This is a genomic window from Ensifer sp. ZNC0028 (assembly GCF_000799055.1).
Classification (GTDB): domain Bacteria; phylum Pseudomonadota; class Alphaproteobacteria; order Rhizobiales; family Rhizobiaceae; genus Ensifer.
In genome coordinates this window covers 75,108-100,284 of the sequence record NZ_JTLA01000101.1, presented here as the reverse complement: position 1 = coordinate 100,284, position 25,177 = coordinate 75,108, and the positions used below count along the sequence as shown (strand labels likewise).

The window sequence follows — 25,177 nt, the reverse complement described above, 5'->3', positions numbered from 1 at the left end:
TCCTTTAGCGTTCGACGAGCTGCATCCAGCGGCGGACTAGATAGTTGTGCTCGTCCATCGTGGTATTCCAGACTGCAATGCAGTTGGCGCGCTGCCAGTAGGAGCCGCCGCTGCGCACAGAGCCCGCCTTGATACGGATCGTGCCGTCGGGACCCGGCAGATCGGTTGCCGCCGGCAACCCGCCATACCAATAGTCCCACTCGGCCACCGACATGAAGGCGCGGGACCGTTCGGGGGTGGAGATGTAATAGCCCTGGCGGGCGACGACCGCACCCGGCCAACCGGCAATCCACCAATTGAGATACTCGTAGGCGACGTCGAGCATGCGGCCAGAGAGATGGCGTGCAAGACACAATCCACCATGCCACGCGCGATAGCCTTCTGCAGGGACGGCCTGCTCGACGGGAACCCCCTGGCCGTTGAGGATGTTGATGCCGGTCGACCACATGCTCTGAATATCAGTTTCGCCGCGCAACATCAGGCGAGCAGCATCTTCGGCCGTTCGCCAGAAGGCGCGGAAGTATCCGTCTTTCTTACGCTCTTCCAACAGCCCGATCAGGCGATCGATCTCATCGACGCTCATGCTGCCGATGTTATCGAAGCTCATGAGGCCGGCAGCTTGAGCCGCGAGCGCTGCATCGAAGATGCCGATTGCCGGCTCGTCGACCAGCGCGGCGCGGCCAACCCAACGCTCATCGAGCAACGCCGCCCAACTGTTCATCGCAACCGCGTTCGGCGCCACATCCGTGCGATAGGCAAAACTGTCGAAGTTATGGGTCGTCGGCAACATGGAAACCGACGTCGACGGCGTATCGCCCAATTCGAGATTGGGCTGGACGAAGAGCTTCTTGACGGGCGCGTCCCCCTGCCCCAACCGTGCATTTGGACCGATATGCCCTGTCTTCGTCAGATCGTTGATTTCGTCCCATAGCGCAATGCGCCCGATGCTGATCGGCTGGATCGCCCGCCAGTACCAGACGATGTCCAGATTATGAAAGCACTGGTCATAGATGTCGTAGCTGTCCGGTTCCTGCGCCGCCTTGTGCTGGGTCGTCAGGAAGTCGTTGTTGTCGAACACCACCTCAATGCCGAGGTCCTCTTCGGCACGCACCCGAAGTTCCTCAAGCAGGGAAATCGCCGTGCCGAGCACCCGGAGCTTCGGCCGGCCGACCAGATGCAGGGCAGGAGTGGGAATTGTCGTTTGATCAGGCTGCTGCTTGCTCATTGGGACGAAAGCCGTTCCTGTAATACCGGTTCTTCGGCAACATCCGAGGTGAGCACGGGCGTCCGATCGAGCGCGAATGCCTCGAATGACCGTTTGAGCAGTCCGACATCGAGACCGTCAACGATAAAGACGATGCGCGAGCGGCGGTCCTCATCCGGCCAGCGCTCCATATGAACAGGCGTATGCACCAGATGCTGAACGCCGTGGATGGCGACAGGGCGCTCTTCCCCGGCGATATTAAGGATACCCTTGACCCGCAGAACCCGTTCACCGTGGCGATTGAGGAGCATTGTCAGCCAGAGGCCGAAAGCGGTCCAGTCCACCGCCCTTTCGACCGTCATGACGAATGAGGTCACCGCGGAGGCATGCGCGGTACCGTCAGCCGTCGTCAGAACCGTGGGCGCATCGCAATAGAAACCGCTCGCCGACTGCAGGCTGCCCGCGCGCAGCGTGGGCCCCTCGTCGATCAGCGCGGCAAGGTCGATGTCCGGTTCGCCAGCCAGCACCAGTGGCGCATCCGGATTGATGATCCGCAGTTTGTCCGACAGCGCCACGACAGTGCCGGCATCGCTCAGATCAGACTTGGTGACGACCAGGCGATCGGCGACGGCCGCCTGGCGGTTGGATTCGACGTAGGTCTCGAGTTGGGTCAAGCCGTTGACGGCGTCGACCGTGGTAATGACGTTCCCCGGCCGGAAATGATGGCGCAATACCGGATCCGCCTTGATCGTTGACAGCACCGGAAACGGATCGGCGAGCCCGGTGCTTTCGACGACAATGCGCCGAAACGGGGGTACGAGCCCACGCTCACGCTTTGAATGCAGGTCCTTGATGGCATCGGCGAGTTCACCGCGCACGGTGCAGCAGAGGCAACCGGACTGGAGAAGCACCATGGTGTCGTCGATACGCTCGACCAGATGGTGGTCGAGACCGACTTCGCCGAATTCGTTGATGAGCACCGCGGCGTCGCTGAGCGCCGGGTCGGCAAGCAGGCGCGACAGCAGCGTCGTCTTGCCCGATCCGAGGAAGCCGGTCAAAAGGTTGATGGGCGTGAGCCGCGGTATCTCCTCGACCATCACGCTTCCTCCGCCCCGGCAATAAAGGCAGGATCGAGCGGATCGCAGAGCCGGCCGCAGAGCCGTTCGGCCGCCGGCCACAAGTGGCCGAGATCCTCGATGATCTCGCTCTTGCCCGTCCGCGTCGACAGCACGAAGGATGCGCCTTGCCAATCGGCAAGCGTCAGGCCGAAGCGGGCAAGCATCGCGTTGGCGATGCGCACACGGTTCGCCCGTTCACGCCGGCGATCGATCCGCTCGACATTGCGGGTGAAGACACCGGGGCGCGCCACGGCGTCCGCCCAATGTTCGTTGCCGCCGAGGATGCCGCAAAGGGAACACATGATGCTGTCCGTTCAAAAGGTCTAAAGGGGGCGGCAGGCCGCCCCCCCCCGGGTTGGTTATTTCTTGCGCGGGAAGCGCTTGGCAAAATCGTCGGCGATCTCGTTCATCGTCACGAACTTCACGCCCGGATGCTTGATCATATGGGCATAGAGCCGCTCGAGCATCATCAGAACCTGCGGGCGTCCGGCGACATCCGGATGGATGGTAATCGGAAACACCGCATAGTCCATCTCGCGATAGACCCAGTCGAACTGGTCGCGCCAGATCTGTTCGATATCGTGCGGATTGACGAAGCCGTGGCTATTCGGGGACTTCTTGATGAACATCATCGGCGGCAGATCGTCGAGATACCAGGAGGCCGGGATTTCGATCAGATCGGTTTCCTTGCCGCGGGTGAGCGGCACCATCCAGTCCGATGGCTTCTTCGAATAGTCGATCTTGGTCCATTTGTCGCCGACACGCACATAATAGGGCGTGAAGTCATTGTGCATCAGCGAGTGGTCGTACTTGATGCCGCGTTCGAGCAGCAGCTCGTTGGTGACATTGGAGAACTCCCACCAGGGGGCGACGTAGCCGGTCGGCCGCTTGCCCGACAGCTTGGTGACGAGCTCGATGCATTTGTCGAGCACTTCGGTTTCCTGCTCGCGCGTCATGGCGATCGGGTTTTCATGGGTATAGCCGTGAATACCGATCTCGTGACCGGCATCGGCAACCGCCTGCATCTGCTCCGGGAACGTCTCGATCGAGTGCCCGGGGATGAACCAGGTGGTCTTGATGCCGAAGCGCTCGAACAGCTTCAGCAATCGCGGGCTGCCGACCTCGCCGGCAAAAAGGCCGCGCGAGATATCGTCCGGCGAATCCTCGCCTCCGTAGGATCCGAGCCAGCCGGCGACCGCATCGACGTCGATGCCGAAGCTGCAGAGGATTTCCTTGGCCATGATGTGTGTCTCCTTCGTGTTTTCGTTCAAAAGGTCAGGCTGGGATCACGGTTGCTTCGCCGGGTTGCCAGCTCAAAAGAATGTCGGCGCCGACGGGGAAGGCGTCGGGCTGGTATTTGTCGACGTGGGCCTCCAGCGAGACGGTGCGACCGTCCGGAAGGGCTGCCGTCAAATGCGAGACATGGCCGACGACGTCGAAGCGGCTCACATTGGCGCCGACGACGTTGCCGCCGTAGTTGGCAGCGATCCGGTCACGGTCGACGCGCGCGGCTGCGTGAACCTCGATCGCCTCTGCCGGAATGACGACGTTGACGCGTGACCGTCCGGCGAAGGCGCCGTTGACGCGCCCGGACAATTGGCCGACGGCAGTCGACACCAGAGCCCGCTCGCCGGAGGCGTCGTCGACCTCGCCGTGAAAGATGGTGTTGTTGCCGATGAACTGGGCGACGAAGGCCGTGTTCGGCCGCGTGTAGAGCTGATGTGGCGGGCTGATCTGCTCGACCCGCCCCTGGTTCATGACAACGATACGATCCGACAGGGCAAGCGCTTCGGATTGGGCGTGGGTGACGAAGATGAAGGTCACACCGAGCGTCTTTTGCAGCAGCTTGAGCTCGTTCTGGATCGCCTTGCGCAAATTGGCGTCGAGTGCGCCCAGCGGTTCGTCGAGCAGCAGAATATCAGGCTCGACCACCAGGCCACGCGCCAGCGCGATGCGTTGCCGCTGACCGCCGGAGAGCCGGTCGGGCTTCTTGTCGGCAATGTCTTCCAGGCCAAGTGTTGCCAGGATGCGATCGACCTTCGCGTCGCGCTCCGGCTTGGCCGTGCCCTTCACCTCCAGACCGTAGCCGACATTGCGGCGCACGGTCATGTGCGGAAAGAGCGCGTAGCTCTGGAAAATCATCGAGGTCGGCCGATGCTCTGGCCTGACGTCGTTCATCCGCTTGCCCTTGATCAGCATGTCGCCGGAGGAAATCGCCTCGAAACCGGCGATCATCCTGAGCGTCGTTGTCTTGCCGCAGCCGGAAGGGCCGAGGAACGCGATGAACTCGCCCTTGGCGACGGACAGGTTGAAGTCGATCACGGCAGGCGTGCCGTTGTCATAGACCTTGCCGACATTGTTGAGTTCGAGGTCGAAGATCATCGTGGCTCTCCGGAGCTTGTCTGAAATCACGGCTATCGGGCGCATGGCCCCGGTCATCCCGACCGGTTGGTATATGAGCCGACCGGGTGGTCGCTCGGGGCCATGCACCATGTCTCAAGAACCGGGCGGCACGGCCGCCCGGCCTGTTCGATCAGGCGTTCAGGAACTCGTCCCACTTCTGGATCAGGTGATCGTATTCGTCCGGCCACTGGTGCCAGTAGGCGACGTTCTTGGCGCGCTCTTCGAGCGAGCCGCCGTCGCGCAGGTCCCCTTCCTTGATGCCGCGCTCGGCAGCACCGACCCAGGGCTTGCCCTCGTACCAGAAGGCATATTTCTCCGGCGCCATGACGCTCTTGATGTTGGTCGATGGCGAATAGTAGCCCTGTTCCGAAACGGTAATGCCCGGTTCGCCAGAGAGCCAATAGTCGGCATAGGCGATGACGGCTTCCTTGTTCGTCGTGCCGGCGATCATCGCAGGTCCGATCGCCCAGCCGCGATACCCTTCCTTCGGCACGGCATAGCGGCATGGCTTGCCCTGCGCCTTGACCGCCATGACGGCCGGCTGCCAGGCGTCGCAGACCACCATTTCGCCCGATGCCATGAGGTTGACGAGTTCGCCGAAATCGCCCCAGAGCGCCCGGAACTGGCCTTCCTTCTTCTTGGAGATCAGGAACTTCGCAGCTTCGTCGATCTCGGCAGCCGTCGCATTGCCGGGGTTCTTGACGTCGGAAAGTCCGAGCGAGTTCATCGCCATCATCGCCTGGCCGATCGCGATCAGAGGATCGGTGTTGATGCCGGACTTGCCCTTCCACTTCGGATCAAAGATCGCGGCCCAGCTGTTGGCCTCTTCGGCCGAGAGCACGTCGGGATTGTAGCCGATGGAGTCATAGTTGTAGACGGCCGGTACCATGTTGAGCGAGGCCTGGCTGTCGTCGGTCCAGATCTGCCCGACGATCTGCGCGGCGCGATCCCACTTGTCGCTGGGGGTGGTGAAGGTATCGCGAATATTCGCCCAGTTCTTCAGCGCCGAAGCCGGGATCGGTTCGACATTGTTGGTCATGACGATCGAAGGCAGACGTTCGGCGATGATTTCCCAGCAGTCATAGTCCTTGGAGCCGGAAAGGATTTTCGTCTGCGCGTCCGGGAAGGTGGCTGCCGTTCCCGACGTGCCGCCGACGCCGGCTGCCGCCTTGAACTGCTCGAGGATGCGCTCCTGCACAGTGACCGAAAGGCCGATGGTGCGAAGCTGCTGACTGGCGAGATCGCTCGCTTGCGCGAAGGCTGCGCGCGAGGAGAGGAACGGTGTTCCGCCTCCGATCGCGAGCGCCATCACTCCGGCGGAGCGTTTGAGGAGCGAGCGGCGATTGAGTTCCATACTAGGCATTGTCTCTTCTCCAGTTTTCGTTGTTCCCCGAAGGCCGTTTGCCGGCCTCCTTTCATCATTCGCCGCCGTCGCGGCACTCAGTCCGGCGGCCTGGAGCTCTGTCGCTCCCTACGCGGCCGCCGCACGATTTCAGAAACGTCAGTAGCGCCCGACCAGCAGGCCGCCGTCGACGACCAGAACCTGCCCGGTCATGTAGCGAGCGGCGTCGGACGCCAGGAACGCGATCACGTCAGCGATGTCCTCAGGTGTGCCGAGCCGCTGCATCGGGATGAAAACGGCTGCCGCTTCAGCGCCGACCGGACCCAGAGAGTTTTCTTCAGACAGCAGCTGCGCCGTGCGGATGTAGCCCGGCGCAACGCCGTTGACGCGCACGCCGTCAGCAGCAAGCTCGACCGCCAACGCGCGCACGAGGCCAACCACGCCGGACTTGGCCGCGGAGTAATGAACGTGCTCGTCCCAGCCATAGGCGACGCCCATGATCGACGAGAGCGCGACGATGCTGCCCTTGCCGCGGCGGCGCATGCCGGGGCTTGCCGCCCGCGCGAGCCGGAAGATTCCCTTCAAGTCGATGTCGAAGGTCAGGTCCCACCGGTCGTCGGTCAGCTCGCCAAGCGGCGTGCGGTGGGCAATGCCCGCATTGGCTACGATAACGTCGATATGACCGTGGCGGCTTTCGATGTCGGCTACCAGCGCGTCAGTCGCCGGGGTCGAGCGCACGTCGTAATAGGCAAACTCGGCCGAGCCGCCGGCTGCACGGATAGCCTCGACGGTGGCGACGCCCTCACGCTCGAGAATATCGGTCACGATCACATGGTCGCCGGCCGCCGCAAAGGCCTTGGCGGTTGCCTGGCCGATACCGATGCCGGCACCGGTGACGATGACAATGCGGGACGTCTTGGGAGGGTGTGTCATTTCCATCTTTCCTGTCAAAGCATCACGTCGCCGGAGTTCGGACCGAGCGTCTGGCCAACGAAGAGGCTGGCCGCCGGCGATGCCAGAAAGGACACCGTGGCTGCGACCTCTTCCGGCTCGCCGAAGCGGCCAAGCGGCAATTGCTGTTTCTTGGCTGCGCGCCAGTCGTCCGAGAGCTCCATGACGAGCGGTGTGTTGACCGGCCCGGGCGCGACGGCATTGACGCGAACGCCGCGGCTCGACACTTCGCGGGCCAGCGCCTTGGTCATGCCGATGATCGCGGCCTTGGCACCGGAATAGTGAACAAGTTCGACACCACCGATCTGACCGAGTTGCGAGGCGATATTGACGATCACCCCCTCGCCGCGCTCAAGCATCGGGCGCAGCACCGCCCGGGTCATCAGGAACGTACCGCGCACGTGAACGGCAAACATCCGGTCGAAGTCGCCGACCTCGAGGTTCTCGAACAGCGCCTGATGAGCGATGCCGGCGTTGTTGACGAGGAGCGTCGTCGTGCCATGGGCGCGCTCGCCGGCCTGCACGATCCCGCGAACATCCGCCTCGCTGGAAACATCACCGGCCACAGCAGTCGCCCTGCCGCCTGCCGCAACGATCTCGGCGGCGACGGCCTGGCTGCGCTCGGCAGAAAGATCATTGACCAGCACGGCATATCCGTCAGTTGCGAGCCTCAAGGCGATGGCGCGACCGATGCCGGAGCCGGCGCCGGTGACGATTGCTATGTTAGAGGAAGCGTCTGCCATCACGCCTCCTCCTGGATCGCGACGCGCTTGGCGCGGCGTACCGAAAGCGTCATCAAGGCCGCGTAAGTGCCAAGCAGCGCAAAAGAGAACAGCGTCGTCAGCACGCCGAAAGCGAAGACGTTCGGATGCACTTCAACCGAGAAGGTGCCGTAGATCGCCAGCGGCAGGGTCAGATCACGGCCCGAGGCAAAGAGCGTGCGCGAGAACTCGTCATAGGAAAGCGTGAAAGCAAAGAGCATCGCCGAGAGCACGCCGGGGAAGATCAGCGGGAACGTGACTTTGCGGAAGGTACGCGCCGGAGTGACCCCAAGCGACCAGGACGCCTCTTCCATGCTGGGGTCGAAGCGGTTGAAGATCGCAAGCATCACCAGGAAGGCGAAGGGGAACGTATAGACCACGTGCAGCACGAAGGCGGTGCCCCACCAATGGCGATCGATGCCGAGCGTATTGGCAACGAGCGCCATGCCGAGGCCGACGAGCACGCCGGGTACCATCATGCCGAGCACGATGAGATAAAAGACCACGCCGGAACCGCGGAACTTGCGGCGGAAGGCCTGCGCTGCGGTAACGCCCAGAACGGTCGAGACGATCATCGTCATCACGGCAAGACCGAGCGAGCGCACCAGTGCCTGTTCGATCGGCAGCGGCGCAATACGCGACGGCGGCGTCAGGCCAAAGAGATGCTGGTACCAATAGGTCGACCATTCGATGATCGGGAACTGCGGCCCGCCTTCCGGTCCGGTCTGGAACGAGAGGATCGCAAGCACCGCAAGCGGCCCATAGAGGAAGACCAGGAAGAGCGCGGTATAGGCGCCGAGGCCGAGTTTCATGCCGCTGGCGTTCATGATCAAAGTTCCTTCCTGAGATCGACGACCCTGAGCAGAGCGGCGATGACGGCGCCCATCAGGATGGTGAGGACGACGCCGGCAACCGCGGCAAACGCCCATTTCAACGAGCCGACCTGGGTGACGATGATGTTGCCGAGGAGGTTGACCTTGCGGCCGGAGAGCGCTGCGGAAGTGGCAAACTCCCCAAGCACCATCACGGAGACGAAGATCGCGCCGACCACCACACCCGGCATGGAAAGCGGCAGAATGATCGTACGGAAGATCCGCCAGAAGCCGGCCCCCAGATCCTGCGCCGCCTCGATGATGGAGTGATCGATACGGCCGAGCATGAAGGCGATCGGCCCGACCATGAAGACGCAATAGATCTGCGTCATGCCGATGATCACCGAGAGTTCCGAAAACAGGAGGACCTCGATCGGTGTATCAATGATGCCGACGTTCATGAGGATCATGTTGATCGCGCCTTCCTTGCCGAGCATGGGGCGCCAGGCGAGAACGCGAATGAGGAACGAGGTCCAGAAGGGAATGACGCAAAGGACCAGCAGAACCGTCTGCAGCGCCTTGTTCTTGACGAACAGCCCGACATAGAGAGCGGCCGGATATCCGACGAGAACGGTCGCGACGAGAACGATCAGCCAGATACGCACCGTCGTCCAAAGCGCGCCGAGATAGGTATCGCTGGTGAAAAACGTGACCCAGCTCTTCAGGGTCAGTGTCGGCTCGATCTTGAAGGTGGTCTGCGTCCAGAAGGATACGTAGACCATCATCAGCATCGGCAGGACGAGGAACAAGACCATCCAGAGGACGCCAGGGGCGAGCAGCCAGAGCGCCTTTCCGGTGGGTTTCCTTTCAGCGACGGATTCTGCTTCCGTCTGTTCCGCAACGGCCATCATGCTCATCTCTCAATCTCCGGGGACCAGCGCAGCATCGAGGCATTGGCTCTGGCAGTTTCAGTTTCGGGCGCGTGAGGCGTTTCAAGCGTAGACAAGGGCGTCCTCCCGCTTCCAGACGAGCGCATAGCGGCCCTGATCCTCATAGGCTTCGGGGGCGGCATGGCTGAGATGGGTCTCCACTTCGAAGACCCGACCATCATCCAGGGTGAAGAAGGAATTGACTGCGGCGCCGGAATATTCGCTGGCAACGAAATTGCCCTCGACGCGGACCTCGTCGTTCCCGATCGCCGCTTCGCGCGGGCGCACGGCAACGCGGTCGTAGCGGATCGCATAGGCCGGTTGCGTCGCGCGGGTTGCCGCGCGGCCGCCCAGCGAGAAGCGCCCGGCACTGCCGACAAAGGCGCCGCCCTCAAGACGTCCGGGAAAGAGGTTGTAGCAATTGAGGAAGCGGGCGACCGCCGGTGACGCCGGACGGTTGTAGATCGTATCGGAATCGGCCGATTGCGCGATGCGGCCGCGATCGAGCACGAGGACCGTGTCACCCATGGCCAGCGCCTCGGTCTCACTTCCCGTTACGTGTAGGAAAGTCACGCCGCAGCGCTCCCGGATGGCGCGAAGCTCGGTGCGCATGCGGGCGCGCAGGTTGGCGTCGAGCGCACCGAGCGGCTCGTCGAGCAGAACCATACGCGGTTCGGTGACGAGCGTGCGGGCCAGCGCGACGCGCTGCCGTTGACCGCCGGAAATCTGAGTGACGGCGCGACCTTCGAGACCAGTCAGGCCAACAAGAGCAATGATGTCCTTGACCCGCCCTTCGACCACCCGGCGGTCCGTCACCGCATCGACCTCGCGGTTTTCAAGACCGAAGGCGATGTTCTGGGCGACCGAAAGATGCGGGAACAGGGCGAAGTTCTGGAACACGAAGCCGATGCCGCGCTGATGCGGCGCCACGGTGTCAATGCGCTTGCCGTCGAACAGGATGCTGCCGCCGTCCGGATCCTCAAAGCCTGCGATGACGCGCAGCAAGGTGGTCTTGCCGGAGCCGCTTGGGCCGAGAAGCGAAATATAGGCGTCGCCCGGCAGCGCGAGGTCGATACCATCGAGCGCACGCATCTCGCCAAAAGCCTTGGTGACGTTTTTGAGCTGTAGGACTGTCGACATCGTTTTCCTGCCCGTTATCGCCGACCGGCCATCAGCCAATGCTTCGCCCTCGTCGGCGCCGATCAGGCATCCGAACGCACATGCGATAGCGATCACGCATGGTTCACATGCGCGGCTGAAATCACGGTCCTCTACGATTTAAAAAGTTAGTTCCACCTGCGCGCTTCTTCTGAGCGCTTGCATGTCACGAACCATGACATGAATGATTTTTGTATGCAATAGACTTTTATTCGGTTTTGTCAGATGCAGATTAACGGCAATGCCGCACCTCAGTCCAAGGAAGGGACGCTTCCCTCCTGCCGCAAGACAGCGCGCCTCAAATCATACAAAAACATTATGCAATTGCGGGATCCGCCGGGCGCAACCACGACGGATCATCAATTTGACTGGCGATCCCTGTCGGCTTCGCAGAGCCCAACCTCCCACAGATCCGAAATGCCTTCCCATGACAACACAATGGACAAACGCGCAGAAAAAATGCACATGGGTATTCAATATGCATTTATTTTGCGCTGTCACGATTACCGGCAAGTGGCGTAAAGAAAGGAGACGACTTTGCCAGCCAAACGGAAGATGCCAGACCGCATGAACGAGCCACGCCTCGGCCAAAATCCGCAGCGCCGATACGAAATTGCCGAGGATGTGCTGCGAACGAACATTGCCGAAGGCACGCTGCCGCCCGGCCTCGTGCTGCTCGAAGGACCGATCGCCGACATCCTGCAGATCTCGCGCGCACCGGTGCAGCGTGCTCTGCTGCAGCTCGAAAGCGATGGGCTCGTGCACCGCTTCAAAGGGCGCGGCTATCTGGTCGGTCCTCCCGGCCGGGCAATCGAACCGAACCGCACCGACATCAAGACGCTCGGCCTCATCGTTCCCCAACACGCCGACGAGGCCCTGCAAAGCCGCTCGTCCTGGGAGCGCATCTACGATGAGATCGAGAACGACGTGGCCGGCTGCGTGATCTTCGGCCAGTACCGCATTATCGAAAACGAACTCGCCAACCATTTCAACGTCAGTCGCACGGTTGTGCGCGACGTGCTGACCCGCCTGCGCGAGCGTGGGCTCGTGCGCAAGAACCAGAGTTCGCACTGGATCGCCGGGCCGTTGACGGCGCAGACGGTGAAGGACCATTTCATGTTGCGCCGGCTGCTGGAGCCGCAGGCACTGGCGCTCGGCGCGCCGCATGTCGACCGCGACCGGCTGACAGCCCTTTTCAACCGGCTGGTCGAGTTCGGCCAGACGCAGGACGGGGACGGCTGGCTGGGCCTTGAAGACATTCTCGTGGAGTTTACCGAAGCCTGCGTACTTGCGATGCCGAACGAGCGCCTGCGCGAGCTGATCCGCAACAACCTCCTGCCGGTGACCGCCACCGAAAGACTGCTTCGGCAGTTGGGGCTGCCGGGCGATCCGACCGTCATTGCCGAACTGAAGCTCATCGTCGAACTGATGACGCGCGGCGCCAATGCGGCGGCGGCGTCGATGCTTGAAAGCCATATCGACGCTTCGCTGAACCGGACGATCGCACAAATGAAGATCGTCGCCATCATTCCCGGCCCCAGCTTTACCGCGGCCTATTTGACCCGGGTCGTCGAATAGAGGGGGCAAAGGTCCGAGACGGGCGCTTCCGACTGATCCGGACGACGACGACGATCGCAAAATCAGGTCCGCCCTCCTCATCATTCGCCCTCCCGTCGCCAAGCGGCTAGTCGCCGGCTGCAATCGAACTGTTCATGTTGAGGGCCAACGGCCGCTCACGCGGCCGGCGGCCGATAGTGTCACGCCTTTCCGGCAATCGCCGCCCGCAGGGCTTCGAGCCGCCTGCCCTCTTCGGCGCGAGCCGCCAACGCTTCCTCCATCGTCACCTCGACGAAACGGGTGGGCGTATGCGGCTGCAACTGACCGATGAGGTCCATGTCCGCCGAGATCACAGTCCCGACCATGAAGTAGCCGCCACCCGATACGGCGTCGCGATGCAGGATGATCGGCTCCGTTCCGCCCGGCACCTGGATCGAGCCGTAGGGATAGCAACTGTCGACGATGTTCGAGGGATCGGAACCGGCGCCGAATGGCTGGTCGCGATCGACGAAGCTGAGCTTGCGGCCGCCGCGGAAGCGGTAGCCCATTCGGTCGGCTTCCGGCGCTACCTTCCACTCGTCGGCAAAGAACGTCTGCTTTGCCTCGTCCGTCAGGCGGTCCCAGTAGAGCCCGGGCAGCACCCGTAGTGCGGCAGGTGCCGCGGGTCTGCGGCGCAGGCTTTCGTCAACCGTCAGGCCCTCGCGGCCGGCGCCCGTTTGCCCAACCGGCAGCACGTCACCGGCTGCAAGCACGCGTCCCTTGTACCCACCAAGCGCGCCGATCGGATAGGTCGAGCGACTGCCGAGCGCCTCCGGCACGTCGATACCGCCCGAGACGGCGATATAGATACGCGCGCCGGATTTCAGGAAGTCGAAGCTCAGGGTTTGGCCGGCCCTCACCCGAAAGGCCGTCCAGCCGGGCTGCAGCACGTCGTCGACCTTGACCGGCATGTCGGCGCCGGTGACGGCAACGAGCGCATCTTCAGTGAATTCGAGTTTGGGCCCGAGGAAGACCGCCTCCAGCCCGGCAGCGCCTTCATCGTTGCCGACAAGCAGGTTGGCGGCACGCATCGCGTAGCGATCCATTGCGCCACCGATCGGGATACCGAGATGGAAGTAGCCGGGACGGCCAAGGTCCTGGATGGTGGTCGCCAGACCATGATGCAGCACGTTAATGGCCATTGAGCACACCCTCCAGCTTGGTGTTGTATCCGGCGATATCCTTCTGGAATTCGCGCAGATCGAAGCTGACGTCGCGGATCGGTGGCGCGAAGCGCCCCTTGTCGACATCCTCGACCGCCTGGTCATAGGCGTCGCGATCGATCGGCTTGAACTTCACAATGTCACCGGGGCGGAAGAACACCATGAAATCGCGGAGATAACTGGTCGTCTGCGTCGGATCGAAGATCGGCATCGGCGTGATGCCGAACATCTGGTAGCCGCCGGCACCTCGCACCGAATAGATGCAGCCGAAACAACCGCCATGGCCGACCGTCAGCTTCGGCGTATCGGTCCGCGGCCTGAGATACTTCGGCACCTCGATCTGCCGTTGCCGCTCGACCATCTGGTACATGAAGGGCAGGCCTGCAACGAAACCGACCATCGAGACGAACCAGGGCGAGCCTGAGTGGGCGGCTACGAAGTCGGTCACCGCGTCGTATCCGTTGATGCGCGCCGCATAGTCGAGGTCGGTACCGCCGGGGTCCTGGTGCCGTTCACGGAAGCGCATCAGCGTTTCGTGCGTCCAGGGGTCGTTGTAAAAGACCGGGATCTCGACGATACGCGTGCGGATGACCGGCTCAGCCCGCTCCGCCGCCCCTTCGATGGCGCGGACTTCCTTCAGGACGTCATCCGGCTTGATGACGTCAGGATCGAACTTGATCTGGAAAGAAGCGTTCGCCGGGCAGATTTCGGTGACGCCGCGGATGCGGCTCTCCCGCACGCCCTTCGCCATCGAAAGGCTCTTGAAGAAGGCTTCAAGGGACATCTCGTCGCTGCATTCGACGAACAGATGCTCGTCGCCTCCAAACGTGTAACGTGTCGGCATCACGCGACCTCCGCGGTGCGGCCGCCCGAAGCGGCAAATTCGGTTTCCAGCCAAGTTTCGAGAAAGCGGGTGTGGAACGCGCCGGCAGCAACTTGGGCGTCGGCGGCCAGCGCCTGATGCAGTGCGATCGTCGTCGGCACGCCTTCGATCTTCAAATCGGCAAGCGCGCGCGAAAGTCTTACGAGACACGCTGCCCTGTCCTCGCCCCAGACGATCAGCTTGCCAAGCAGGGAGTCGTAGAAAGGCGGTATCGTGTAGCCCTCGTAGAGCATCGTATCGAAACGAACGCCCTCGCCTTCAGGCACGCTCAAACGAGAAATCTTGCCGGGCGCCGGCATGAAGCCGCGTGCCGGGTCCTCGGCATTGATCCGGCACTCGATCGCGTGGCCGCGCACGGCGATGTCCGATTGGCGCACGGAGAGCGACGCGCCGCCGGCGACACGGAACATCTCCTGCACGAGGTCGATGCCGGTGATCATCTCGGTGACGGGATGCTCGACCTGAATGCGGGTGTTGACCTCGATAAAATAGAAATCCCGCGTTTCATCGTCATAGAGGTATTCGACGGTGCCGGCGCCGCGATAGCCGACAGCGCGGGCGAGCGCGACCGCGCTGTCGCAGAGCTTCTGTCGTACATCTGCAGGCAGGAGGAACGAAGGCGCCTCTTCCCAGACCTTCTGACGGCGGCGCTGCAGCGAGCACTCCCGCTCGAAGCAATGCACGAAGTTCTCGCCGTCACCGAGGATCTGCACCTCAACGTGACGTGCCCTGGTGATGACCTTCTCAAGGTAGAGGCCACCGTCGCCGAAGGAAGCAAGCGCCTCGGCCGATGCCTGGGGAAACTGCTTGTCGAGCTCCGCCGGATCGTTGACGATGCGGATGCCGCGCCCGCCGCCGCCGGCGGCCGCCTTGATCATGACCGGGAAGCCGGTCTCAGCCGTTACCGCATGCGCCTCTTCCACGCTCGAAATCCGGCCGTTGCTGCCGGGTACCGTCGGCACACCTGCCTTTTCGGCGACGGCACGGGCCTGTACCTTGTCGCCGAGCAGCCGAATGGCGTCACCGGAAGGGCCGATGAAGATCATGCCCGCGGCAACCACCGCATCGGCGAAATCGCCATTTTCCGACAGGAAACCGTAGCCCGGATGCACGGCATCGACCCCGGCACACCTGGCCGCAGCGATCACGGCGGCAATGTCGAGATAGGATTTCTTCGGCGCCGGCGGGCCGATTTCGACGGCTTCATCCGCGATCTTCACCGCCAGCATATCCGCGTCCGCGGCGCTATAGACCTGAACCGTACGAATGCCGAGCGCCTTTGCCGCCCGGATAATGCGCACGGCGATCTCGCCGCGATTGGCAATCAGGACAGAGCGGATGGTCATTGCTCCACCTCAGCGATCACCTGGCCGGCCATGACGGGCTCCTCATTGTCGACGAGAAACCGGATGCTTCCGCCGGTGACGCCCGCCTGGATCTCCTGGAAGGTCTTCATCACTTCGATCAGACCGATCGCCTCATTGGAGGCCACCGCATCGCCGTCCGATTTGAACGGTGGCACATCCGGAGCAGACGACCGATAGAAGGTTCCTGGAAGGGGCGATCGGATTTCGTGCTTGCTCATGGTTGCCTCCGCTTGTCATTTGTTGCCTGGATCACGATGCAACCGGTCGGAGCGACCAAAGCCATAATCGTGATCGGTTCTCATCGGTTGGGGCAGAATGCGGGCGGAGTGCCGCCCACACCTTTCCTCATCCCACTTTAAGCTGTGAAACAGGAGCGATGCGGATACCCTCCGCCGCAAGCGCTTCCCGCATGCGGCGCACGATATCGAGTGCGCCGAGCGTATCGGAATGGAAACAGATGGATTCGAACGCGATCTCGATGTCGCTGCCGGTCACGGTGCGCACGCGCCCTTCCTTGCAGGCGCGCACCACCTTGCGTGCGATCGCGGCCGGGTCGGGACGCCCGGCATCGCGGGTAAAGACGATCGAGCCACTGTCGTCGTAATCGCGATCGGCATAGAACTCGCGAATGATCGGCTGCCCGACTTCGCGTGCGGCGATGTCCGTCTCCGAACCGGCCATGCAGAAGACGAAGGCGGTCGGTGCCACCGTGCGCATATATTGCAGGAAGATCTGGGAGAGTTCGCGGTTGACCGCCATCTCCATGTAAAGCGCGCCGTGCGGCTTCACATGCTGCAGGCTGGTGCCGTGCCGTCTTGCAAATTCGCGGATGGCGCCCACCTGGTAGACGATATCGTTGACCAGTTCGCGTGCGGTGCCGGCGATCTTGCGACGGCCGAAGCCCTGCAAGTCCCGGTAACCCGGGTGCGCCCCAATGCCGACGCCGTGCTCTGCGGCAAGCCGCACGGTCTCGTCCATCAGATTGGGATCCCCGGCGTGGAAGCCCGCGGCAATGTTGGCGGAGCTGATCAGCGCCATAAGCGTCGCATCGTCCGTGTCGCCTATGTGCCAGCGACCGAAGGCTTCTCCCATGTCACAGTTGATGTCGACGACGTCGAGCAAGACCATTCCCTTCGATCAGGGCCGCCTCGAAAGCCGGCCAAACCTTCAATAGGGAAACGCTATGAGCATTTATTGCATTTGAAAAATTCTATTTTCATATGCCCTATATCTGTTTTTCAGAATTCGTAGTTGCAAAATCGCCTATGAGAAAATACCGTTAATACGGCCGTTTACGCGGGTCTGCACGAAACGCAGTCAAGTATCTGCACAAGGAGCGGGCAGGCTTTCTGATTTTCCAGCCTGCGCCATCGAAAAATCAGAAGAGAAGTGGATGTCGATCAGCCTTCGCCAGCTTCGCTATTTCGTCGCCACCGCCGAACTCGGGCAGATCTCGCAGGCTGCCGTCGATCTCTCCATTTCGCAGTCAGCGATTACCACCGCGATCAAGGAGTTGGAGCGCATCGTGGGCGCCAGCCTCTTCCTGCGCACGCCGAGCGGCATGGATCTGACCATGGCAGGCCGTCAGTTTCTATCGCATGCCTACGAGATCCTGAAGAAGGTCGATGAGGCAACGCATCTCAACGTGGTGAGCAGTTCGGTGGAGGGTACGCTGGCTATAGCCGCCACCTATACGGTGATCGGCTACTTCCTGCCGCAACATATAGAGCGGCTTCGGCGGCTATTCCCGAAGCTCGAGGTTCAGTTGTACGAACTCAATCGTGAGTCGATCGAGGAGGGGTTGCTGACGAACCGCTACGATATGGCCGTCCTGCTCACCTCCAATATCCTCAATCCCGCGCTTCAGACCGAAAAACTCATGAGTTCGACGCGGCGTCTCTGGGTTCCCGCCCAGCATCCGCTGCTTGCGCGCGACAATGTCGGCTTTCGCGAGATCGCCCAGGAACCCTATATCATGCTGACGGTCGACGAGGCCGCTCATACCTCGCTCAAATACTGGAGCGCATCGACCTATCAACCGCGCGTCATCCTTCGGACCTCGTCGGTCGAGGCGGTTCGGTCTCTGGTAGCCAACAGCCAGGGCGTGGCGATCCTCTCCGACATGGTTCACCGTCCCTGGTCACTGGAAGGGCGCCGCATCGAAACGATCGACGTGCGCGACGCAGTTCCGGCGATGGATGTCGGGCTTGCCTGGCGCCGAGGCGCGGAGTTCACGCCGGCCATGACGGCGCTTCGTTCCTATTTCCAGCAGAGCTTTCATCTGCCGGGCGTTCGGTCCAGTTCGTTCGGAGCGGAGTGACCCGTACTGTCCTGTGCCGATCCGGGGAGCCCAGGCTGGGGCTGCACATCTCCTGCGTCGCCAGAAGCAGTCGACATTCAGTCCTCTCTGGACTAGAAGTTGCATTTTCCCGTACTTTGCTCTCGCGGACAAACGCCAATTTCGGCGTAGCCTGAGCTAAGTGCGGATTGGTCCTGGTCAATTTGGCTTGAAGCTCACAGGCTGCTTTTCATTTGGAGTCCCATGTCTTTCGTCGCTCGTACCGCGCTGATAGCGCTCGTCCTCGCAATACCCACGGGAAGTCTCGCGCAGGACACACAAACCTTTGAACCCGCCGATGGATCGTACAGGTTCCAGTATCCGCATGGCTTCACAGTGAGCCATATGTTTGCCGACGGGAGCGGCGACGCCACCGGAGTTACCGCCTCCAGCGCGAACAACGGCGATGTGCTCATTACCTTCCTCGGGCCGCGCGATCCCGGCGATATCGCGGATGCGACCGAGAACAACCGTCAAACCATCGTCGACGACTTTACGAAGGCTATCGCGGTCCTGCCGTCCATCAAATTCAGGTCGTCGACCATGACAACCATGCTTGGCCAGCCGGCTGTCGATATGGTCTTCACCAATAAGAGGTTCAAAACCGTCGCCATCAATCGCTACGTTTTCACCGTACGCGACGGCAAGGCCTACAATTTCGAATGCGTCTATCGAGAAGACAAGGCTGAGCAATTCGCCCCCGCCTGCGAGCTTGCCGTTTCGACGGTGAGCCTGCTTGCTTCTGACGCAAGTTCAGGCGCTGATGCCGCAGGAGCCGACACCGATGACGCTTCGGTCGCCGGAGCATGCAGCGAGCTCGAACTCAACCGCCGCACTGTCGAGGTTGTGGAGTTGACCTCCAACCTGCTCATGAAGGACCAGTCTCCAACGATGATCGCACGGGTCAAGGCGGCGCATGATGCGACGATGGCTATCGAGGCGAGAACTGGATCGAACCCCTCTGAACAGGATTGCAGGGACGTCGACGCGATTATCGAGACGCTGAAGTAAAGCGAGAGCCCATGCGCTGAATTCCGATTGGGCCTTGGGGTCATCGAGGCGGTGAGTTGTGTGCGTCGCGCCGCTCGTCATCGTGGAAGCGAGCATGGCGCGGCTCATCCGGGAAGGCCTATTGGGTGCGGAGTCACGACCGTGAAACAACGCGACCTGAAACGCCCGCCCCCCGTTCCTCAGAGCACCCGCGCTGCGACGGAGTGGATCGAGTTGTTGCCGTAGCCGAGACGATTCCACTCCGCGCGCTCGGGTTGCGTGCGGCCTGTCATGTCGGTGGCGCGTGCGCGCACGGTGAGTGGACCGATCTCCTCAAGTCGAGTGATCAACTCCCACCATTGCCAGGCAGAGTGTCGTCGTTCGCCAACGAGCCGCGCCTCGCGCCACGGGCCGCCGTTTAGGCTGACATCGACCCTGGAAATGGCCCCAGTGCCCGACCACGCGACCCCACGGATCGCGGTGTCGCCGCGCGAAAGGCTCTCCCCCTCTCCAGGCGACGATATCAACGCTCGCACGTTCATCAGCTTCACCTGCGCGCGTTCATCGTGCCCATTTCGCGTCCACTCGTACCAGTACTTCTCCGCCTGGTAGTACGCATCGCAGGCTTGGTCGGTAACGCTAATCTCGGTCAGCCACTTGACGGACGCCACCGCATACCAGCCGGGCACAATCAGCCGCAACGGATAGCCGTGAAGCGGCGACAGCGGTTCGCCGTTCATGTCATAGGCAAGAATCGCATCCGTTTCCCGGACCTGCTCCAGGCTGAGGCCGCGTTCAAAACGGACCGGCGCATCATGCCCGTCAACGACCCCGCTGTCGGCGCCGCGAAAGGTGAGCTCGCTCGCGCCGGCTCGCAATCCCGCCCGCTCAAGCACGTCCATCAGACGAACACCGGTCCACTCTGCGGTGCTGACAGCGCCTAGCCCCCAGGCTTCGCCGGGCACGGCCGGATCGAAGAGGCTGCGGCCATTGCCGGCGCATTCAAGCGTCACCACCCGGGTTTCGGCATGAAGATTGTGAAGCTCCCTCATGCTCAGTTCCAACGGCCTTTCGACCAGTCCGCCGATCGAAAGCCGGTAAGTGTCGCCGCCAAGGGCCGGAATGTCGAAGTGGTTGCGCAGGTAGAACCGACCGTTTGGCATCACGGCTCCGCCTGCAAGGTCCGGCACCGAGGTCTCGCCATTCAACGGATTGACGCTGTGGATGAGAAGACCGGCCTCGGCTGCATCCTGGCAGGCGTCTGCCAGATCAAGTGTATCTGCCGAGACATCCACTGGATGTTCCGCGCATCCACCGCTCGACACCATCGCGGCGAACGTCACCGCTGGCATCACATCGACATCCCCGGCTTCACGGAGGGGTGCCAAAAAAGCCTGAAGGATCGCTTCATCCGCTGCCTCGGCAATGAGCACCAGCAAATGTGAGCCCTGCGCGACCGCTTCCCCCTTGATCAACACGCCGTGGCGAGCAGCGTTTGGCCGGCTCAAATGGTTCAGGAGCGTCGCGCCCTTGACCGGATCACGCGCCAGGAAGGCTTCGTGCGAGCGGTGATGATGCACAATGAACAACGGCAAGGGGACCTCCATATTCGAGCTCCAGCGAACCGTAAGGTCGGTCTCATACGATCAGCGGTGGTCTTCAGGCCATTTCAGCGCCCGCATGATCAAATAGAACCGCGCGGCCTTGCGACCAGAATTACAGGCCGGATTTTTTGGTGCTGCGCGTTTCGATCACGGCCGGCCTCTCGCTTGAAACGGCCGACCTCTGGATGCTTTCGGCCGATCTGCTCTTCGACATCGAAGATGACGGCGAAAAAGCCGTTGGCGGCAAAGTGAGGGCGGGAAAGCAGTTCTGACGCCAGATGACCGTCGATGGTGCTGCGCCCGAGCCGAGCGGCACCATCGACGCCATTGCATTCGTCTCGAGCGCGTGGGTAGAGTGTTCGTCCGCCCCGCCCAGATGGCCATAGCGGCGGAGAACGCGGATAAAGCGTTCCCGCCGATGCATCATGCGGTTTCAGTGGCACAAAAGCATTGCCTCGCGGTGCATTTGAAACATGACGAAAGCGCGGACGCATGTTTTCTGGCCTCGCCAAAACCATCAAGCCAGTCGTGTCCAATACCGCTCATCAAGGGCTCCGGGCGCCAATGCAAGCAATCGGCGTGGCAACAGGCACCGTTGGCGATCGACGCTGGATTGAGGGCCTCTATTGTCGGACTGCGAGGCCTACATTCAATCGAGCCGCAGGCGCGCATGTGCGATATCGGCCACGACCGATACTGCGAGTGAACGTGCATCCCTTGCCTTGTCGAAAAGGCCGATCGGCGCCTTGATGCGAGAAAGCAGACGCTCGTCTCCCCCGCCATCACGCAGCAACTGGCAGCGTTTCGCATGGGTCCGACGGCTGCCAAGGGCGCCGATGTAGAACGCACGCGACGCCAGCGCAGCGTTGAGCAGCGGCAACTCGCGATCAACGTCGTGGAAAAGCAGCGCGACAGCGGTATCGGCGTCGAGTTCGTCTGGCGACGGTATCTGGCCGCGCTCGAGCGTGACTGTCTCATAACCGGCCGCAACGGCAATGCGCCTAACCGTGTCGATCTCCAGCGGCGTGCCGGCGATCACGACCCGCGGCCTTGGTCGGTAGGCGCGCACAAAGCAATCGCCATACCAACCGCTTGCCTCCTCACCGCGCTGCAATGAAAGCGTGCGCTTGCCAGGGTGATAGCGCAGTCCCACCGGCGAGCGACGTTGAAGCGCGGATAGCGCCTGGCTCAAGACGGCTGCGTCCTCCAATACATGGATCGCAAGCGTAATGCCGCCGCCGCAGGGAAGGACAATATCAAAAAACGGGGAACCTTCGCCCAGTCGAAGATTGCGATCCATGCCCTTGTTCAGGGCAGTCATCGCTTCGGCCGCGACGGCCGCCTCGGTGCAGCCACCAGAGACGAAACCGCAATAGAGACCATCACTGCGCACCACCATCTGCGCACCGAGAGCACGCGCCGCACCGCCACGAATTTCGACGAGCGTGACGAGGGCCGTCGGTTGCCCCTCTTCGAGCGATCGAGCGGCGAAGGATAGTATTTCTATCGCATCGTCCGACAGGAAGGCGGCGCGCGGCTCGGGCGCAAGCGTTTCCGGATCGGCGGCGATGCGGATCGTCATCTCACTCCACTCCCTGCGTTCCCCGCCAGCGGCGCACGACACCCGGGTCGAGATCAAAGAGATCGAGCACACGTCCGACGGTGTGGTCGACCATGTCTTCGATGCTTTGCGGCTTCGCGTAGAAAGCCGGCACCGGCGGATAGATGATGCCGCCCATTTCAGTCACCTGCGCCATGTTGCGGATATGGCCGAGATGAAGCGGCGTCTCTCTGAGCATCAGGACGAGGCGACGGCGTTCCTTCAGCACCACGTCGGCCGCGCGGGAAATGAGGTTGTCCGTCGTGCCCGTGGCGATCTCGGCCAGCGTCTTGACCGAACAGGGAGCGACGATCATGCCGAGCGTCTTGTAGGAGCCGGAGGAACAGACGGCGCCGATATCCTTGTTGGAATGGGTGGTCGTCGCCAGCGCTTCGAGGTCCTGCCTGGAAAACGTCGCTTCGGCCGCAAGCGTGATGCAGGCGGCACGCGACATGATCAGATGCGTCTCGATCTCGAGATCGCGCAGCAGTTCGAGGATGCGCTTGCCGTAGACAACGCCCGACGCGCCCGAAATGCCGACGATCATGCGTCTTGGATGCGTCATCGCCCTATCCCGCGTTTTTGAGGAGTGCCGCAGCGCGTGCGCTTGCCTCATCGCTGATGCGGGCGCGCACGCCATGGAAATTCGGGCCGCGCGTCGCATCGAGCCCCATCCGCGAGGTCGTACCGATGCCAGTGGCCGAGGGGTCGAGCGCGTTGCCCGGCAGGCCCTCGATGATGACGACGTCCTTGTGCGGCTGGAAATGGGTGGCAAGCGCCCAGAGCACTTCGCTGTCTCGGGTGATATCGACATCCGCGTCCACCACGACCACGGTCTTCAGATACTGATCCCAGCCGAGAAGACCGAGCATGACCTGCCGGGCTTCCCCCTCTCGCGTCTGGTTCATGGCGATGTAGGCGTGAAAATGCGTGCCGGACGAGGGGTAGTGCACGGCGGTGATCGAGGGAAAGCGCGCCTTCAGTTTTTCCACCACCTCCGCCTCGCGTGGCACGCGGCCGAGATTGAGGTGTTCGGCCGAATTGCCGCCGGCGACGCTGACGAGGATCGCGTTGCGCCGGCGCATCACGGTTTCGACGGTGAAGAGGTTGTTGGTCGAGCGATCGGAGGAATAGCCGGTAAACTCGCCGAACGGCCCCTCCTCCACATGCGCCTCGGGATCCAGCACGCCTTCAAGCACGATCTCGGCATGCGCAGGAACGCGGATGCCGTATTTCGGCGTGCGCACGACCTGAAGCGGTTCGCCCATCAGGCCGCCGGCGACATCGCGTTCGTCTTCGCCGAAGGCAAGGCGGGCGGAGGCGGCGATCATGAAAAGCGGATGGCCGCCGATGACCATGGCGACCGGCATCGGCCTGCCTTTCTCCTTGGCCATGTTCATCAGCCGCCAGAGATGGCCGCGCGAATGCAGCGAGGTTGCGAGCGAATTCTTCGAATGGATCATCGCGCGGTGGTAGCTGAGATTGCCGGCGCCGGTTTCCGGGTGCTCGCCAATGATGATGCCGCTGGTGATGTATTTCGCCCGGTCCGTGTCGAAATGTTTGAGCATCGGCAGCGCGTTGAGATCGACGGCATCGCCCGAGATCATCTCCTCCGTGATCGGGCCTTCTTTCAGGACCTCCGGCGCGAACGGCCGGTTGGCGCGCGCCTGGTAGGCCTCGTGCAACCTGTCGGCGGTCGAACCGAGCAGACGGGCGATACGGTCGCGCGAGGCAAAGATGTTGCAAAGCACTTCGCTGCCGATGCCGCTGACGTCCTTCAGGTGCAGCATGGGATGTCGCCCCCGCTCCGCCAGGTTCCAGATCAGCGCCGTCGCATCCTGATCGTCCGAGACCGGCTGGTCGATGGTGATGACATCTTCGGGGTGCTCCGCCCGGTAGTCGGCGAGGAAGCTGCGGACATCTTGCTTGTGGTACTGGGTCATATCTTGGCCTCGACGCGACGGGAGGGTGACGGCACCCGGATGGGCGCCGTCGTCTTTACTCAGGCAAATTCCTTGTGCTTGCCCGTGGCCCGGTCGACACCGGCATAGCTATCCTTCAGGCGCGCCTGAGCGTCCCTCAGGTCGCGCGGCGGCGGCGACGGATCGATGCCGACGAGCTTGGCGATGTTGTTGCCGAGATAGCCTTCCAGATCGTCCTCGGAGAGGTTGATGCCGTGCGGCGGATCCTTGCAGAGCACTTCCAGTTCGCGCAGCCACATGCCCGGATCGTTCGGCGGGCTGTCCGTGCCGAAGACGATCTTGTTCTTCGGCAGCTGCTGGGCGAACTCCACGATGCGCGACTGGAAGCACCAGCCGGACTCGCAGTAAACATTCGGCGTATCCATCGCCATCCAGAAGGATTCGAACGAATAGTTGCCGCCGGTCTGGATGCCGAAATGGCCGATGATGAAGTTGACCATCGGAAACTCGCGGATGATCGGGTAGAACATCGTCGGGATGGTGTAGGGCCCGTCGCCGGTGTGGATGAGGACCACGACGCCAAGTTCGGCGCATTTCTTCATCGCCGGACGCAGCCAGTCGAGCGCGCGGTCGGGCCGGTAGCCATGCATGTTGGCATGCAGCTTCAGCATCTTGAAGCCGTATTCCTTGACGTGGAATTCCAGCTCCGCCGCGCCGTTTTCAGGTCCCCAGCGCGGGTTGTAGTTGAAGTTGCCGATGAAGCGGTCCGGGTACTTCTGGCAAAGCTCGGCGCAATAGGCCATGTAGTCGCGAATGCCGTCGCGACCCTTGCGGTTGCCGTCGCGGTAGCCGGTGTTGCCCGGCGGCGGCTGGATGAAGCCCATGTCGATCCGGCGCGGCTTGCCGTTGATCATGTAGGGACCATCCATCAGCTTGAGCATGCGCTCGCCGGTGAAAGGCTCGCCCGTATGACGCCAGGCCTCGTCGACGAGGTTGGTCGGGTGAAGATGGGTATCGATGATCATTGTTCACTCCG

Annotated in this window: 26 protein-coding genes; 5 read left to right on the top strand and 21 right to left on the bottom strand. The window is 62.2% G+C overall.

The window, feature by feature from the left end:
* Positions 1-4: 4 nt before the first annotated feature.
* From L981_RS23305 to L981_RS23255, 11 genes are all read right to left on the bottom strand, one after another.
* Positions 5-1,225 (bottom strand): PotD/PotF family extracellular solute-binding protein, encoded by a 1,221-nt coding sequence (locus tag L981_RS23305; protein WP_043621726.1) that lies wholly within the window; start codon positions 1,223-1,225, stop codon positions 5-7.
* A complete protein-coding gene (locus L981_RS23300; RefSeq protein WP_052201972.1) occupies positions 1,222-2,301 on the bottom strand; it encodes a GTP-binding protein in 1,080 nt (359 codons plus the stop codon). The genes L981_RS23305 and L981_RS23300 overlap by 4 nt, the downstream gene beginning before the upstream one ends.
* On the bottom strand, positions 2,301-2,624 hold the full coding sequence (locus L981_RS23295; RefSeq protein ID WP_043621724.1) for a hypothetical protein: 324 nt from the start codon (positions 2,622-2,624) through the stop codon (positions 2,301-2,303). The genes L981_RS23300 and L981_RS23295 overlap by 1 nt, the downstream gene beginning before the upstream one ends.
* 57 nt (positions 2,625-2,681) lie before the next feature.
* Positions 2,682-3,563: a polysaccharide deacetylase gene (locus L981_RS23290; RefSeq protein WP_043621926.1), complete on the bottom strand. Its 882-nt coding sequence runs from the start codon at positions 3,561-3,563 to the stop codon at positions 2,682-2,684.
* A gap of 34 nt (positions 3,564-3,597) precedes the next feature.
* Positions 3,598-4,704, bottom strand: a complete 1,107-nt coding sequence (locus L981_RS23285) for an ABC transporter ATP-binding protein (protein WP_043621721.1) — start codon at positions 4,702-4,704, stop codon at positions 3,598-3,600.
* Between the two features lie 151 nt (positions 4,705-4,855).
* Positions 4,856-6,088 carry a PotD/PotF family extracellular solute-binding protein gene (locus L981_RS23280; RefSeq protein WP_043621719.1) on the bottom strand — a complete coding sequence of 411 codons (1,233 nt, stop codon included), beginning with the start codon at positions 6,086-6,088 and terminating at the stop codon, positions 4,856-4,858.
* A gap of 138 nt (positions 6,089-6,226) precedes the next feature.
* Positions 6,227-7,006: an SDR family NAD(P)-dependent oxidoreductase gene (locus tag L981_RS23275; protein ID WP_156134207.1), complete on the bottom strand. Its 780-nt coding sequence runs from the start codon at positions 7,004-7,006 to the stop codon at positions 6,227-6,229.
* 8 nt (positions 7,007-7,014) lie between these two features.
* On the bottom strand, positions 7,015-7,761 hold the full coding sequence (locus L981_RS23270; protein ID WP_043621714.1) for an SDR family NAD(P)-dependent oxidoreductase: 747 nt from the start codon (positions 7,759-7,761) through the stop codon (positions 7,015-7,017).
* The gene (locus L981_RS23265; RefSeq protein WP_043621711.1) at positions 7,761-8,606 is read right to left on the bottom strand and encodes an ABC transporter permease; all 846 of its coding nucleotides are present in this window, start codon (positions 8,604-8,606) and stop codon (positions 7,761-7,763) included. Before L981_RS23265 ends, L981_RS23270 begins: the two co-directional genes overlap by 1 nt.
* Before the next feature lie 2 nt (positions 8,607-8,608).
* Positions 8,609-9,499, bottom strand: coding sequence for an ABC transporter permease (locus L981_RS23260; protein WP_371258906.1), 891 nt, complete (start codon positions 9,497-9,499; stop codon positions 8,609-8,611).
* Between the two features lie 84 nt (positions 9,500-9,583).
* Entirely contained in the window at positions 9,584-10,660 is a 1,077-nt protein-coding gene (locus L981_RS23255) for an ABC transporter ATP-binding protein (protein ID WP_043621705.1), read from the bottom strand.
* Between the two features lie 243 nt (positions 10,661-10,903).
* Here L981_RS23255 and L981_RS34690 point away from each other — a divergent pair, with 243 nt between their 5' ends.
* Positions 10,904-11,200 (top strand): hypothetical protein, encoded by a 297-nt coding sequence (locus L981_RS34690; protein ID WP_156134206.1) that lies wholly within the window; start codon positions 10,904-10,906, stop codon positions 11,198-11,200.
* A gap of 45 nt (positions 11,201-11,245) precedes the next feature.
* Positions 11,246-12,256 (top strand): GntR family transcriptional regulator, encoded by a 1,011-nt coding sequence (locus tag L981_RS23250; protein WP_043621702.1) that lies wholly within the window; start codon positions 11,246-11,248, stop codon positions 12,254-12,256.
* A gap of 179 nt (positions 12,257-12,435) precedes the next feature.
* Here the strand turns inward: L981_RS23250 and L981_RS23245 are convergent, their stop codons facing one another.
* The 5 genes from L981_RS23245 to L981_RS23225 form a co-directional block, all read right to left on the bottom strand.
* On the bottom strand, positions 12,436-13,416 hold the full coding sequence (locus L981_RS23245) for a biotin-dependent carboxyltransferase family protein (RefSeq protein WP_043621700.1): 981 nt from the start codon (positions 13,414-13,416) through the stop codon (positions 12,436-12,438).
* The gene (locus L981_RS23240) at positions 13,406-14,281 is read right to left on the bottom strand and encodes an allophanate hydrolase subunit 1 (protein WP_043621697.1); all 876 of its coding nucleotides are present in this window, start codon (positions 14,279-14,281) and stop codon (positions 13,406-13,408) included. The genes L981_RS23245 and L981_RS23240 overlap by 11 nt, the downstream gene beginning before the upstream one ends.
* Positions 14,281-15,666: an acetyl-CoA carboxylase biotin carboxylase subunit gene (locus tag L981_RS23235; RefSeq protein WP_043621695.1), complete on the bottom strand. Its 1,386-nt coding sequence runs from the start codon at positions 15,664-15,666 to the stop codon at positions 14,281-14,283. Before L981_RS23235 ends, L981_RS23240 begins: the two co-directional genes overlap by 1 nt.
* Positions 15,663-15,905 (bottom strand): acetyl-CoA carboxylase, encoded by a 243-nt coding sequence (locus L981_RS23230; protein WP_043621692.1) that lies wholly within the window; start codon positions 15,903-15,905, stop codon positions 15,663-15,665. The genes L981_RS23235 and L981_RS23230 overlap by 4 nt, the downstream gene beginning before the upstream one ends.
* Before the next feature lie 127 nt (positions 15,906-16,032).
* On the bottom strand, positions 16,033-16,809 hold the full coding sequence (locus L981_RS23225) for a 5-oxoprolinase subunit PxpA (RefSeq protein WP_043621922.1): 777 nt from the start codon (positions 16,807-16,809) through the stop codon (positions 16,033-16,035).
* A 271-nt stretch (positions 16,810-17,080) separates the two neighbouring features.
* Here L981_RS23225 and L981_RS23220 point away from each other — a divergent pair, with 271 nt between their 5' ends.
* Both L981_RS23220 and L981_RS23215 read left to right on the top strand, forming a co-directional pair.
* Positions 17,081-18,007: a LysR family transcriptional regulator gene (locus L981_RS23220; RefSeq protein WP_043621689.1), complete on the top strand. Its 927-nt coding sequence runs from the start codon at positions 17,081-17,083 to the stop codon at positions 18,005-18,007.
* Positions 18,008-18,229: 222 nt separating this feature from the next.
* Entirely contained in the window at positions 18,230-19,036 is an 807-nt protein-coding gene (locus tag L981_RS23215; RefSeq protein WP_156134205.1) for a hypothetical protein, read from the top strand.
* 179 nt (positions 19,037-19,215) lie between these two features.
* Here L981_RS23215 and L981_RS23210 read toward each other — a convergent pair whose 3' ends face one another.
* Positions 19,216-20,610, bottom strand: a complete 1,395-nt coding sequence (locus L981_RS23210) for a sulfite oxidase (protein WP_043621919.1) — start codon at positions 20,608-20,610, stop codon at positions 19,216-19,218.
* 140 nt (positions 20,611-20,750) lie between these two features.
* On the opposite strand from L981_RS23210, the gene L981_RS34685 reads away from it, so the two are divergent.
* Positions 20,751-20,891, top strand: a complete 141-nt coding sequence (locus tag L981_RS34685) for a hypothetical protein (RefSeq protein WP_156134203.1) — start codon at positions 20,751-20,753, stop codon at positions 20,889-20,891.
* Positions 20,892-21,268: 377 nt separating this feature from the next.
* Here the strand turns inward: L981_RS34685 and L981_RS23205 are convergent, their stop codons facing one another.
* The 4 genes from L981_RS23205 to L981_RS23190 are packed head-to-tail and all read right to left on the bottom strand — an operon-like array spanning position 21,269 to position 25,166.
* Positions 21,269-22,201, bottom strand: a complete 933-nt coding sequence (locus L981_RS23205) for an XdhC family protein (RefSeq protein ID WP_052201971.1) — start codon at positions 22,199-22,201, stop codon at positions 21,269-21,271.
* A gap of 1 nt (position 22,202) precedes the next feature.
* Positions 22,203-22,784, bottom strand: coding sequence for a UbiX family flavin prenyltransferase (locus L981_RS23200; RefSeq protein WP_043621683.1), 582 nt, complete (start codon positions 22,782-22,784; stop codon positions 22,203-22,205).
* A gap of 4 nt (positions 22,785-22,788) precedes the next feature.
* Positions 22,789-24,162 carry a UbiD family decarboxylase gene (locus L981_RS23195; protein WP_043621681.1) on the bottom strand — a complete coding sequence of 458 codons (1,374 nt, stop codon included), beginning with the start codon at positions 24,160-24,162 and terminating at the stop codon, positions 22,789-22,791.
* A gap of 59 nt (positions 24,163-24,221) precedes the next feature.
* Positions 24,222-25,166, bottom strand: a complete 945-nt coding sequence (locus L981_RS23190) for an amidohydrolase family protein (protein ID WP_034791749.1) — start codon at positions 25,164-25,166, stop codon at positions 24,222-24,224.
* Positions 25,167-25,177: the final 11 nt, after the last annotated feature.

Excerpts from the sequence above, each read along its gene's own strand:
- L981_RS23245 (WP_043621700.1), bottom strand. The coding sequence starts at position 13,416 with ATGGCCATTAACGTGCTGCATCATGGTCTGGCGACCACCATCCAGGAC.
- L981_RS23285 (WP_043621721.1), bottom strand. The coding sequence starts at position 4,704 with ATGATCTTCGACCTCGAACTCAACAATGTCGGCAAGGTCTATGACAAC.
- L981_RS23265 (WP_043621711.1), bottom strand. The coding sequence starts at position 8,606 with ATGAACGCCAGCGGCATGAAACTCGGCCTCGGCGCCTATACCGCGCTC.
- L981_RS23255 (WP_043621705.1), bottom strand. The coding sequence starts at position 10,660 with ATGTCGACAGTCCTACAGCTCAAAAACGTCACCAAGGCTTTTGGCGAG.
- L981_RS23220 (WP_043621689.1), top strand. The coding sequence starts at position 17,081 with ATGTCGATCAGCCTTCGCCAGCTTCGCTATTTCGTCGCCACCGCCGAA.
- L981_RS23200 (WP_043621683.1), bottom strand. The coding sequence starts at position 22,784 with ATGACGCATCCAAGACGCATGATCGTCGGCATTTCGGGCGCGTCGGGC.
- L981_RS23195 (WP_043621681.1), bottom strand. The coding sequence starts at position 24,162 with ATGACCCAGTACCACAAGCAAGATGTCCGCAGCTTCCTCGCCGACTAC.
- L981_RS23240 (WP_043621697.1), bottom strand. The coding sequence starts at position 14,281 with ATGCCGACACGTTACACGTTTGGAGGCGACGAGCATCTGTTCGTCGAA.
- L981_RS23230 (WP_043621692.1), bottom strand. The coding sequence starts at position 15,905 with ATGAGCAAGCACGAAATCCGATCGCCCCTTCCAGGAACCTTCTATCGG.
- L981_RS23280 (WP_043621719.1), bottom strand. The coding sequence starts at position 6,088 with ATGCCTAGTATGGAACTCAATCGCCGCTCGCTCCTCAAACGCTCCGCC.
- L981_RS23295 (WP_043621724.1), bottom strand. The coding sequence starts at position 2,624 with ATGTGTTCCCTTTGCGGCATCCTCGGCGGCAACGAACATTGGGCGGAC.
- L981_RS23235 (WP_043621695.1), bottom strand. The coding sequence starts at position 15,666 with ATGACCATCCGCTCTGTCCTGATTGCCAATCGCGGCGAGATCGCCGTG.
- L981_RS23215 (WP_156134205.1), top strand. The coding sequence starts at position 18,230 with ATGTCTTTCGTCGCTCGTACCGCGCTGATAGCGCTCGTCCTCGCAATA.
- L981_RS23270 (WP_043621714.1), bottom strand. The coding sequence starts at position 7,761 with ATGGCAGACGCTTCCTCTAACATAGCAATCGTCACCGGCGCCGGCTCC.
- L981_RS23275 (WP_156134207.1), bottom strand. The coding sequence starts at position 7,006 with ATGGAAATGACACACCCTCCCAAGACGTCCCGCATTGTCATCGTCACC.
- L981_RS34690 (WP_156134206.1), top strand. The coding sequence starts at position 10,904 with ATGCAGATTAACGGCAATGCCGCACCTCAGTCCAAGGAAGGGACGCTT.
- L981_RS23260 (WP_371258906.1), bottom strand. The coding sequence starts at position 9,499 with ATGGCCGTTGCGGAACAGACGGAAGCAGAATCCGTCGCTGAAAGGAAA.
- L981_RS23290 (WP_043621926.1), bottom strand. The coding sequence starts at position 3,563 with ATGGCCAAGGAAATCCTCTGCAGCTTCGGCATCGACGTCGATGCGGTC.
- L981_RS23305 (WP_043621726.1), bottom strand. The coding sequence starts at position 1,225 with ATGAGCAAGCAGCAGCCTGATCAAACGACAATTCCCACTCCTGCCCTG.
- L981_RS23300 (WP_052201972.1), bottom strand. The coding sequence starts at position 2,301 with ATGGTCGAGGAGATACCGCGGCTCACGCCCATCAACCTTTTGACCGGC.
- L981_RS23250 (WP_043621702.1), top strand. The coding sequence starts at position 11,246 with ATGAACGAGCCACGCCTCGGCCAAAATCCGCAGCGCCGATACGAAATT.
- L981_RS23205 (WP_052201971.1), bottom strand. The coding sequence starts at position 22,201 with ATGACGATCCGCATCGCCGCCGATCCGGAAACGCTTGCGCCCGAGCCG.
- L981_RS23190 (WP_034791749.1), bottom strand. The coding sequence starts at position 25,166 with ATGATCATCGATACCCATCTTCACCCGACCAACCTCGTCGACGAGGCC.